At 70.2% G+C, this 10,212-nt stretch carries 15 protein-coding genes; 14 read left to right on the forward strand and 1 reads right to left on the reverse strand.

The annotated features are described in order from the left end of the window. On the forward strand, positions 1–1,586 hold a 1,586-nt coding region (gene ctaD, locus AB0M73_RS49095), incomplete at its 5' end, for a cytochrome c oxidase subunit I (protein ID WP_363907005.1). Beyond that, the gene (locus AB0M73_RS49100) at positions 1,583–2,062 is read left to right on the forward strand and encodes a DUF6328 family protein (protein ID WP_363907007.1); all 480 of its coding nucleotides are present in this window, start codon (positions 1,583–1,585) and stop codon (positions 2,060–2,062) included. The genes ctaD and AB0M73_RS49100, both read left to right, overlap by 4 nt. Here AB0M73_RS49100 and AB0M73_RS49105 read toward each other — a convergent pair. Beyond that, a complete protein-coding gene (locus AB0M73_RS49105) occupies positions 2,041–2,607 on the reverse strand; it encodes an SRPBCC family protein (RefSeq protein ID WP_363907009.1) in 567 nt (188 codons plus the stop codon). The two genes, AB0M73_RS49100 and AB0M73_RS49105, sit on opposite strands and share 22 nt — an antisense overlap. Before the next feature lie 70 nt (positions 2,608–2,677). Between AB0M73_RS49105 and AB0M73_RS49110 the strand changes: the two genes are divergently transcribed. The 12 genes from AB0M73_RS49110 to AB0M73_RS49165 form a co-directional block, all read left to right on the forward strand. Continuing rightward, the gene (locus AB0M73_RS49110; RefSeq protein ID WP_363907011.1) at positions 2,678–3,046 is read left to right on the forward strand and encodes a hypothetical protein; all 369 of its coding nucleotides are present in this window, start codon (positions 2,678–2,680) and stop codon (positions 3,044–3,046) included. After that, positions 3,043–3,297 carry a monovalent cation/H+ antiporter complex subunit F gene (locus AB0M73_RS49115; protein ID WP_363907013.1) on the forward strand — a complete coding sequence of 85 codons (255 nt, stop codon included), beginning with the start codon at positions 3,043–3,045 and terminating at the stop codon, positions 3,295–3,297. The genes AB0M73_RS49110 and AB0M73_RS49115 overlap by 4 nt, the downstream gene beginning before the upstream one ends. Beyond that, positions 3,294–3,575: a monovalent cation/H(+) antiporter subunit G gene (locus tag AB0M73_RS49120; protein ID WP_363907015.1), complete on the forward strand. Its 282-nt coding sequence runs from the start codon at positions 3,294–3,296 to the stop codon at positions 3,573–3,575. Before AB0M73_RS49115 ends, AB0M73_RS49120 begins: the two co-directional genes overlap by 4 nt. Then, positions 3,572–3,811, forward strand: coding sequence for a DUF4040 domain-containing protein (locus AB0M73_RS49125; RefSeq protein WP_363907017.1), 240 nt, complete (start codon positions 3,572–3,574; stop codon positions 3,809–3,811). Before AB0M73_RS49120 ends, AB0M73_RS49125 begins: the two co-directional genes overlap by 4 nt. Further along, positions 3,808–4,542, forward strand: coding sequence for an MnhB domain-containing protein (locus AB0M73_RS49130; protein WP_363907019.1), 735 nt, complete (start codon positions 3,808–3,810; stop codon positions 4,540–4,542). The genes AB0M73_RS49125 and AB0M73_RS49130 overlap by 4 nt, the downstream gene beginning before the upstream one ends. Beyond that, on the forward strand, positions 4,539–4,874 hold the full coding sequence (locus AB0M73_RS49135; protein ID WP_363907021.1) for a sodium:proton antiporter: 336 nt from the start codon (positions 4,539–4,541) through the stop codon (positions 4,872–4,874). The genes AB0M73_RS49130 and AB0M73_RS49135 overlap by 4 nt, the downstream gene beginning before the upstream one ends. Beyond that, complete coding sequence (locus AB0M73_RS49140; protein ID WP_363907023.1) at positions 4,871–6,658, forward strand: complex I subunit 5 family protein; 1,788 nt, start codon at positions 4,871–4,873, stop codon at positions 6,656–6,658. Before AB0M73_RS49135 ends, AB0M73_RS49140 begins: the two co-directional genes overlap by 4 nt. 37 nt (positions 6,659–6,695) lie before the next feature. Then, the gene (locus tag AB0M73_RS49145) at positions 6,696–7,715 is read left to right on the forward strand and encodes an SDR family oxidoreductase (RefSeq protein WP_363907025.1); all 1,020 of its coding nucleotides are present in this window, start codon (positions 6,696–6,698) and stop codon (positions 7,713–7,715) included. After that, entirely contained in the window at positions 7,693–8,691 is a 999-nt protein-coding gene (locus AB0M73_RS49150) for a hypothetical protein (protein ID WP_363907027.1), read from the forward strand. Before AB0M73_RS49145 ends, AB0M73_RS49150 begins: the two co-directional genes overlap by 23 nt. A 44-nt stretch (positions 8,692–8,735) precedes the next feature. Further along, positions 8,736–9,143 carry a VOC family protein gene (locus AB0M73_RS49155; RefSeq protein WP_363907029.1) on the forward strand — a complete coding sequence of 136 codons (408 nt, stop codon included), beginning with the start codon at positions 8,736–8,738 and terminating at the stop codon, positions 9,141–9,143. A 4-nt stretch (positions 9,144–9,147) separates the two neighbouring features. After that, positions 9,148–9,738 carry an endonuclease gene (locus tag AB0M73_RS49160; RefSeq protein WP_363907031.1) on the forward strand — a complete coding sequence of 197 codons (591 nt, stop codon included), beginning with the start codon at positions 9,148–9,150 and terminating at the stop codon, positions 9,736–9,738. A gap of 34 nt (positions 9,739–9,772) precedes the next feature. Continuing rightward, positions 9,773–10,212 (forward strand): TIGR03557 family F420-dependent LLM class oxidoreductase (locus tag AB0M73_RS49165; RefSeq protein WP_363907033.1); only part of this gene is annotated, 440 nt, incomplete at its 3' end.

The following is a 10,212-nucleotide window of genomic DNA, read 5'->3' on the forward strand; positions in this document are numbered from 1 at the left end:
TCGAAGAGACGCTGTTCACCACCGATCACAAGCGGATCGGGGTGATGTACCTCGTCACCACGTTCGCGTTCTTCCTGCTCGGCGGCGCGCTCGCGTTGCTGATGCGCACGGAGCTGGCGCAACCGGGGCTGCAGTTCCTGTCCCAGGAGCAGTACAACCAGCTGTTCACCATGCACGGCACCATCATGCTGCTGCTCTACGCCACCCCGAACGTCTTCGCCTTCGCCAACCTGGTGCTGCCGCTGCAGATCGGCGCCCCGGATGTGGCCTTCCCCAGGCTCAACGCGTTGTCGTACTGGCTGTACCTGTTCGGCGGGCTGATCGTCATCTCCGGCTTCGTCACGCCCGGCGGCGCCGCCGACTTCGGCTGGTTCGCCTACGCCCCGCTCAACGACCTGGCCCACTCCCCCGGCGTAGGCGGCAATCTCTGGGCGGCGGGCCTGATCGTGTCCGGCCTGAGCACCATTCTCGGCGCCGTCAACATGATCACCACGATCGTGTGTCTGCGGGCGCCGGGCATGGTCATGTTCCGGATGCCCATCTTCACCTGGAACATCCTGTTCACCTCGGTGCTGGTGCTGGCCGCGTTCCCGATCCTGACCGCCGCGCTGTTCGGGCTGCTGGCCGACAGAACCCTGGGCGCGCACGTGTTCGACCCGCGCAACGGCGGGGCGATCCTGTGGCAGCACCTGTTCTGGTTCTTCGGCCATCCCGAGGTCTACATCGTGGCGCTGCCCTACTTCGGCATCGTCACGGAGATCTTCCCGGTGTTCAGCCGAAAACCCTGCTTCGGCTACAAGGGGCTGATCTACGCCACCATCGCCATCGCCGGCCTGTCGATCGTGGTGTGGGCGCACCACATGTTCGCCACCGGCGCGGTGCTGCTGCCGTTCTTCTCCATGACCAGTTTCCTCATCGCGGTGCCGACCGGCATCAAGTTCTTCAACTGGATCGGCACGATGTGGAAGGGGCAGCTGACCTTCGAGACACCGATGCTGTTCGCGATCGGTTTCCTGCTGACGTTCCTGTTCGGCGGCCTGTCCGGGGTCCTGCTGGCCTCCCCGCCGTTGGACTTCCAGGTCACCGACAGCTATTTCGTGATCGCGCACCTGCACTACGTGCTGTTCGGCACCATCGTGTTCTCCACCTTCGCCGGCGTGTACTTCTGGTTCCCGAAGATCACCGGCCGGATGATGGACGAGCGGCTGGGCCGGCTGCACTTCTGGACCACGTTCGTCGGCTTCCACACGACCTTCCTGGTACAGCACTGGCTCGGCGCCGAGGGCATGCCCCGCCGCTACGCCGACTACCTCGGCACCGACGGCTTCACCGTGTTGAACTCGATCTCCACCGTCGGCGCGTACATCCTGGGCCTGTCCATGCTTCCGTTCCTGTGGAACGTGGTCCGCAGCTATCGCTACGGCGAGATCGTGCACGTGGACGACCCGTGGGGCTTCGGCAACTCCCTGGAGTGGGCCACGTCCTGCCCGCCGCCCCGGCACAACTTCCACTCGCTGCCCCGGATCCGCTCCGAGCGGCCCGCGTTCGACCTGCACTACCCGCACGTCAAGGATTCGACGGCATGAGCGGTCCCGAGCAGGACGAGCACCAACGGCTGACCCGCAATGTCGGGGAGCTGCTGCAGGAGCTGCGCGTCGCCCAGAACGGCGTGCAGGTCCTGTTCGGGTTCCTGCTGTCGGTGGTCTTCACCGACAGCTACCGCAAAGCCGGCGACTTCGTGCACGTCACCCACCTGATCGTGGTGCTGCTGACGGCGGCGTCGGCCGGCTTCCTGATCGCCCCGGCGGCCTGGCACCGGGTGCTGTTCCGGCGCGGCGCGCGCGAGGCGATCGTGGATCGGGCCAGTCGGTTCGTCATCATCGGGCTGATCCTGCTGGCCGCGGCCATGGCCGGGACGGTGCTGCTGATCGGCTACGTCGTGTTCGGCGGCGTCGTCGGGGGTGTGCTGGGCGGGGCCATCGGGTTGCTGTTCGGGCTGCTGTGGTTCGTCTGGCCGACCTCGTTCGGCCGCGTCGACCGTCAGGAGCGGCCGCCCCGGTAGTCCTCCGGCGCCACGCCGGGCATGTCGCCGAGCACCGGGTCGGTCTCCGGCGGCTGGTTGGGCAGCGGCTCCTGGGTGGCGTGGGTCTGGGGCTCCATGCCGACGTCGCCCCGCCACGCGCCGGTCTCGTGGCCCCGCTTCTCGATGAACTCCTTGAAGCGCTTGAGGTCGCCGCTGATCCGGTTGTCCACCAGGCCGAGCGCGGTTCCGGCCTTCTCGGTGACGCCCTCGGGCTCGTACTGCATGGCCAGCGCCACCCGGGTGGTGGCCTGGTCGATGGCCTGGAAGGTGACGACCCCGCCGTGCGGCGGCCCGCCGATGGTGTTCCAGGCGACCAGCTCGTCGGGATGCTGGGCGATGATCTGGGCCTCGAACTCCCGGACGATGCCGCCGATCCTGGTCACCCAGCGGGTGAGCGTGTCGTCCACCTGGATGACCCGCTCCACGCCCTCCATGAACTCGGGGAAGGACTCGAACTGCGTCCACTGGTTGTACGCGGTGCGCACCGGGACGTGCACATCGATGGACTTCTCGATCGTCGTCATGGCGGTCGAATACCCGCGATGCCGTGACCCAACCGGGTTTCGCGGGCCTTGGCCCCGGGCATTCGGGTGCATGGTGAGAGCCGTCGAGTCGGCCATGTGGTGGGCGGTGCTGGTCGGCGTATGGCTGACCACGCTGAGCACGGTCAACTGGCAGGATCTGCTGGTCGCCGCCGTGTTGGCCGTGCCGTGCGCGGTCATCGCGGCTTCGGTCCGCCTGGCCTGCGACGGGCGCTGGCGGCCGGCGAGCGCCTGGCGGCTGCCCATGGACATCGCGCGCGGCAGTGCGGCCTTGGCCAGCTCGCGGGCCGAACTCCGGCGGATTCCCGTGTCCGCACTGCGCAAGGGTGTGAAGACGGTGATCGTGTCGGCGTCGCCGAACACGGTGGTGCTGGATGACGAGGGCGACTCGCTGCTGGTGCACTCGTTGGGGGACGAATGAGCGGTTGGGAGATCGCGACGCTGGCCCTGCTGGTCGGCGGAATGGTCCCGGCGCTGGTGTTGGTGGCCCGAGGCGGGCCCGTCGAGCGGCTGGTGGGCCTGGAGCTGGCGTCGGCGGTCGGGGCGTTGACGCTGCTGGTGATGATCCAGGGCGACGGCCAGTCCAGCTACCTGATCGTGCCGCTTGTGCTGGTGCTGCTGGGTTTCGCCGGCACGCTCGTGTACACCCGGCTGCTCGGGCCCAAGCCGTGATCGTCTGGGCGCTGCTGGCCGCGGGCAGCCTCGTCGTCGTGGTGTCCTCCGTCGCCGCCGTGCTGGTCCGCGACTTCTACCGCCGGCTGCACTGGCTGACGCCGGTGACGTCGATCGGCGGCCCGCTGATCGGCCTGTCCCTGGCGGTGGCCAACGGCTGGAGTCTGACAACAGCTGTTGTCCTGCTGACGGTGGTCCTGCTCGGGATCACCGGGCCGGTGCTGACGGCGGCCGTCGGCCGGACCGCGGCCCAGCGCGACGGGATCGTGGAATCGTGACCCCGCTGCTGGTGGTGGCGTTCCTGCTGGTCGCGGCCGGTGCGACGGTCGTGGTGCTCACCCGCGAGCCGGGACGGCAGGCCGTGACGCTCTCGGTGTACGGGGTGCTGCTGACGCTGCTGTTCGTGCTGCTCCAGGCCCCGGACGTGGCGTTGTCGCAGGTGGCGGTGGGCTCGGCGGTGGTGCCGCTGATGGTGCTGCTGGCCGTGCGCAAGGTGCGGAGAGGAAAACGGTGACCAGGTCGGCGCGCTGGATCGTGTTCTGGCTCGGTGCCGGCGGAGTCGGCACGCTGATCGTGTTGGCGCTGCTGCGAATGCCGTCGTTCGGCGGGCTCGTGCACCCGTATCGGGACCTGGCCGTGCCGGCGGCCGTCGGCCGGTCGTCGCCGAACATCGTGTCCTCGATCAACTTCGACCAGCGGGCGCTGGACACCTTGGGCGAGGAGACCATCCTGCTCGGCTCCGTGGTCGGCGCGGCGACCTTGTTGCGGCCGTCCAAGGACGAGCAGGAGCTGCTGGATCGCGACGAGGGCCGCGTGCTGGAAGCCACCAAGCTGCTCGGCTACCTGCTGCTGCCGGTCACATTGATCGTCGGCGCGGACGTGGTGTTCCACGGCCATCTCACGCCGGGCGGCGGCTTCCAGGGCGGTGTCGTGCTGGCGACCGCGGTTCATCTCCTGTACGTGGCCGGGAGCTACCGCTTGCTGCGACGCCTCCGGCCCAAGATCTGGTACCAGGTCGCCGAGGCGGTGGCCGCCGGGGCGTTCGTGGTCCTCGGCCTGGTGGGACTGCTGCTGACCGGTGCCTTCCTGGCCAACGTCTTCCCGCACGGCGTCCTGGGCGACCTGTTCTCCTCCGGGACCGTGTTCTTCCTGAACGCGGCCGTCGGCGCCGAGGTGACATCGGGTGTTGTCGTGCTGCTGTCGGGATTCCTGGCCCAGGCGCTGTCCGTCCGGGAGGCGTCGTGAACGTGCTGCCCTATCTGGTCGCCGGCTGGCTGCTGCTGATCGGCGTCTTCGGCGTGGTGCGCAGCCGCGACCTCATCCACACCGTCGTCTGCGTGGCCGTCGCCCAGTCCGGGACATACGTGCTGCTGCTCAGCATCGGCTTTCAGTACGGGGCTTCGGCGCCCGTCCAGGGCGCGCCGGGACCGGTGGTGGATCCGGTGGTGCAGGCGCTGACCCTGACCGACATCGTCGTGTCGGCCACGGTGACCGCGCTGCTGTTGGCACTGGTGATCCAGATCGCCAAGCGCACCGACACGGTCGATCCCGACGAGCTCCACGAGCTGCGGGGGTGATCGTGGACCCGAGCTGGCTGCCGCCGTTGGGCATCGCGATCCCCCTGGCCGGGGCCTGTGTGCTGCTCGCGCTGGCCAGGTTCGCACCCCGGCTCGTGATCGACGCCCTGGCCATGACAACAGCCGTTGTCAGCGTGGCGGCGATGGCGCTGCTGGTGGCGGCCACGAGTTCCGGCCGGGTGGTGACCTGGGTCGGCGGGTGGACGCCCAAGGGCTCCGCCAACGTCGGGATCGTGCTGGCCGCGGACCAGATCGGGGCCGGCTTCGCCCTGCTGGCCTGCGGGTTGACGGCGTGCGCGCTGATATACACCTGGCGGTACTTCGACGACGCCGAGGCGCACGTCCACGTGCTGATCCTGCTGTTCCTGGCCGGCATGGTCGGGTTCTCGCTGACCGCCGACCTGTTCGACCTGTTCGTGTTCCTGGAGCTCATGAGCGCCACGGCCTACGCCCTGACCGGGCACAAGATCGAGGAGCCCCGGTCCGTGCAGGGCGGCTTCACCTTCGGCGTCGTGACGTCGCTCGGCGCGTACTTCTCGTTGGCGGGCATCGGAATCCTCTACGCGCGGACCGGCCAACTCGGGATGCCGCAGATCGGGGCGGCGCTGGACGGGCACGGCATGGACCCACTGGTCCTGACGGCATTGGCGTTGGTGCTGACCGGTGTGCTGGTGAAGGCGGCCATCGTGCCGTTCCACTTCTGGCTGGCCGACGCCCATGCCGTCGCACCGACACCGGTGTGCGTGCTGTTCTCCGGTGTCATGGCCCCGCTCGGGCTGTACGGCGTCCTGCGGGTGTCCACGACGGTGTTCGGCGGCGTGCTGCCGGCGGCGTCGCTGCACAGGACGTTGGTGGTGCTGGGCATCGCCACGGCCGTGCTGGGGGCGACGTTGTGCCTGATGCAGCGGCATCTCAAGCGGATGCTGGCCTACTCCACGATCGCCCACCTGGGATTGTTCCTGGTCGGGCTGGCGACGCTGACCGCCTCCGGAGTCGCCGGGGCCGTGTTGTACGTGTTCGGGCATGCCGGCGTGAAGGGCGCGTTGTTCCTGATGGTCGGCGTGTTGTTGGCCCGCAAGGGAAGTGTCGACGAGTTCGACCTGCACTGCCGAGGGCGGGACGAACGGCTGACCAAGTGGCTGCTGCCGCTGGGCGCGCTGGCGCTGGCCGGGCTGCCGCCGTTCGGCACCGGCCTGGGCAAGGCGATCAGCGAGGAATCGAGCGGGCTGGCGGTGTTGTTCGTGCTGGTCTCGGCGGCGACCGGTGGCGCCGTTCTGCGCGCTTCGCTGCGGATCCACTTCGGCCTGGGCCCGCCGCCGCAGGACACCGACTCCGACACCACCACGGGCGACGACGAGAAGCAGGAGGGCCGCTTCCCTCAGCGGGTACCGGCGACAATGGTTGTTGCCATCGGGGTGCTGCTGACCGGCGGCCTAGCGGTCGGAGTCGTGCCGGCCGCGGCTGAGGCGCTCGGGGCCGGGGCGCAGCGCTTCCTGGACCGAGCCGGGTTGCTGGCCCAGACCCTGCACGGCGCCCCGGCCACGGCGGTCGGCCACCTCGACGTGGAGTGGACGGGGTCGGGCGTCACGCTGGGGCTGCTCAGCGCCGCACTGGCCGTGGGAATCGGCTTTGTCGGCGTCCACTTCGGACTCGGTCGCCTGCGCGGCGCGCTGAAGGCGCCGCTGCATGTGGTGCACCGCCTGCACTCCGGCCACGTCGGCGACTACGTGGCCTGGCTGGTGCTGGGCATGGCGGCGGTCGGGGCGTTGTTCGCGATCACCTGACGGGGATACTCGACGGCTTCATGGGTACCCGGGGTTCATGGATCGAGTCGTTGTGATCACAGGAGCCACCGGTGGTGTGGGTCGCGCGACGGCACGGGCGTTCGCCGAGAAGGGCGACCGCGTCGCGCTGCTGGCCCGAGGCGAGGCGGGCCTGGCCGCCGCGGCCGAAGAAGTGCGGCAGGCCGGCGGCACGCCGCTGCCGATTCCCGTGGACGTGGCGGACGCACAGCAGGTCGAGGAGGCCGCGACGGCCGTGGAAACGGCTTTCGGGCCCATCGACGTCTGGGTCAACGACGCTTTCACCTCGGTCTTCGCCCCGGTCGACGAGATCACCGCCGACGAGTACCGCCGCGTCACCGAGGTCACGTACCTGGGCTACGTCTACGGCACGCTGGCGGCGTTGAAGCGGATGAAGCCTCGCAACCGGGGCACGGTCGTGCAGGTCGGCTCGGCCCTGGCGCACCGGGGAATCCCGCTGCAGTCGGCCTACTGCGCCGCCAAGCACGCCATCAAGGGCTTCACGGAGTCGTTGCGCTGCGAACTGATGCACGACCACAGCGGCGTGCACGTGACGATGGTGCACCTGCCGGCCATGAACACGCCGCAGTTCGACTGGCTGCTGTCCCGCCTGCCGCTGCCGGCGCAACCCGTGCCGCCGATCTACCAGCCTGAGGTCGCCGCGAAGGCCATCGTGCACGCGGCCGCGCATCCGCGGCGGCGTGAGTACTGGGTCGGCGGGTCGACCGTCGGCACCATCCTCGGCGAGAAGTTCGCCGGTGGCGTGCTGGACCGGTACCTCGCGCGCACCGCGTACAAGGCGCAGCAGGTGGACCGCACGCCGCCGCATTCCGGACCCAACCTGTGGGAGGCGGCCGATCGGCGGCTCGACCACGGCGCGCACGGCGCCTTCGACGACACGGCCCGGCCGCGCAGCCGGCAGTGGTGGCTGAACTCGCACCGCGGCGCCATTCTCGCCGGCGCTGCCGCGACGACCGCGCTGCTGCTGCGCCGCCGGGCCCATCGAAAGGGAGACCATGCAGACGACCGAGCTCCGTGAGCTCGTCACCGCGCCCGGCGACTTCGCGTCGGTGTACTTCGACGCGAGCCACGACACCGAAGACTCCGACCACGCCACCCAGTTGCGCTGGCAGGAAATTCGCGCCGCGCTCGACGGACAGGGCGCCGACCGCTCCACGGTCGAGGAGCTGGAGCAGGCGATCCTGACCGGCGCCAAGCCCGTCGGATCCGCGGGCCGCGCCCTGATCGCCTCGGCCGGGCGGGTGCTGCTCGACACCTGGCTGGCGGTGCCGCCGACAACACCTGTTGTCCGCTGGTCCTCGCTGCCGTACCTGCTGCCGCTGGCCGCGCAGAACGTGCCGCCGGTGGCCTACGTGGTCGTGATCATGGACCAGGTCGGGGCCGACCTGCGCGGCTACAGCGCGCGCGGTGAGCTGGCCGGACGGGCCACTGTGGACGGTCCGGCCGAGGTCGTGGACGCCCTGTCGCACCTGGCCGACGAGCTGCGGGCGCAGCTGATCGTCATCGCCGCCGAGGCGAAAGCCCGGGCCGAGCTGCGGGAGAGGCTGCCCGAGCGGCTGCTGGAGATCGCCGTCGACACTCGACCCGGCGCCCAGGCCGAGGGCATCGACGAGGCCGCGCTGGAGACCGAGGTGCGGCTGATCGCCGAGGACTACGCCCGGGCGGCCCAACAAACGTGGGTGGACCGGTTCGCGGCCGAGCTGGCCCGCGACAGCGGACTCGCCGTGCAGGGGCTGGAGGCCGTGACCGCGGCCTTGCGGGAGGCGCGGGTGGAAACAGTTGTTGTCACCGACGAGCTGGCCGGCGATCGCGCGCTGTGGACCGCCGGCGGGCTGGAGCAGGTGGCCGTCCAGGCCGAGGGACCGGTCGACACCATGCGGCGGCGAGCCGATGAGGCGCTGCCGGCCGCGGCCGCCGTGTCCGGGGCCGGCCTGGTCATGTCCGGCCGGCACCTGGAGCTGATCGACGGGGTGGGGGCGCTGCTGAGGTACTGACACCCCGCGTTTCACCCCGCAGTCGCCGAGGTATCCCCGTCACCATGGTGACTCATATCGTCGCGACCACCATCGACTGCGCCGACCCGCACCGGCTGGCCGAGTTCTGGTCCGCTGTGCTCGGCTATCGCACCGTCCAGACCGGCAACAGCACCGACGGCACGGCCTTCGTCGAGATCGGCCCGTCGGACTGGGACACCGCACGCGGCGGCGCCGTGCTGTTCGAGGAGGTTCCGGACGTGCCGCCGAAGACCGGCAAGAACCGGGTCCACCTCGACGTCGCCGCCCCGCCGGGCCGCCACCGCATCGAGATCGAGCGCATCCTCGGCCTCGGCGCCACCCGCGTCGACATCGGGCAGCGCAACGACGAGCCGTGGATCGTGCTGGCCGACCCCGAGGGCAACGAGTTCTGCGTCCTGAACCGGGACGAGCTGACCGAAGTCCGGGGGTGACGGGGTGCCGAACCGCCAGACCACCGTCAGGCAGCTGCTCGACCGGTTCGGCACCACCTACGCCGCCGAGGCCGGCATCGCCCTGCGGGACAAGCCCTCTCCCCTGTACGAGCTCCTCGTGCTGGCGACGCTGTTGTCGGCCCGGATCCGGGCCGACATCGCGGTTTCCGCGGCCCGGGAGCTCTTCTCCGCCGGCCTGCGCACCCCTCGCCGAATGCTGGACGCCACGTGGCAGGAGCGGGTCGACGCCCTCGGCCGCGGCGGCTACGTCCGCTACGACGAGAGCACCGCCACTCGGCTCGGCGAAGGCGCGCAACTTCTGCTCGACACCTGGCGCGGAGACCTGCGCCGCATGCGCTCCCCGCACCGCGAGATCCAGAAGTTCCCCGGCATCGCCGAAACCGGGGCCGACATCTTCTGCCGCGAGGTCCAAGCCGTCTGGCCCCGCGTGCGCCCCTTCTTCGACCAGCGGGCCCTGGACGCGGCCAGGCACCACGGTTTGCCGGCCGACCCCCGCGGCCTGGCCGAGTTGGTCAAGCCGGACCAAGTCGCCACGCTCGCCGCGGCCCTGATCCGTTCGACGCTGGCTCACTAGGTTTGGCCGCTGGCCGCGGCGGTACCCGACAGGCATGGTGAAACTCGGATACTTCCTGTCCAGCGAGGAGTTCGGGCCCAAGGAGCTGGTGCGCCAGGCCGGTCTCGCCGAGCGCGCCGGGTTCACCCGGCTGTGGATCTCCGACCACTACCACCCGTGGAACCGCGAGCAGGGCAACAGCCCCTTTGTCTGGTCGGTCATCGGCGCGCTGTCCGAACGGACGACCCTGCCGATCACGACGGCCGTCACCTGCCCGACGGTCCGCATCCACCCGGCGGTGATCGCCCAGGCGGCGGCGACGGCCGCGGTGCAGTGCGAAGGGCGCTTCACCCTCGGCGTGGGCAGCGGAGAAGCGTTGAACGAGCACATCCTCGGCGGACCGTGGCCGACGGCGGACACGCGACTGTCCATGTTGGAGGAAGCGGTGGAGCTGATCCGGGCGCTGCACCGCGGCGGGCCGGTCAGCTACGAGGG

The sequence above is a fragment of the Kutzneria sp. NPDC051319 genome, from assembly GCF_040682195.1.
Lineage (GTDB): Bacteria > Actinomycetota > Actinomycetes > Mycobacteriales > Pseudonocardiaceae > Kutzneria.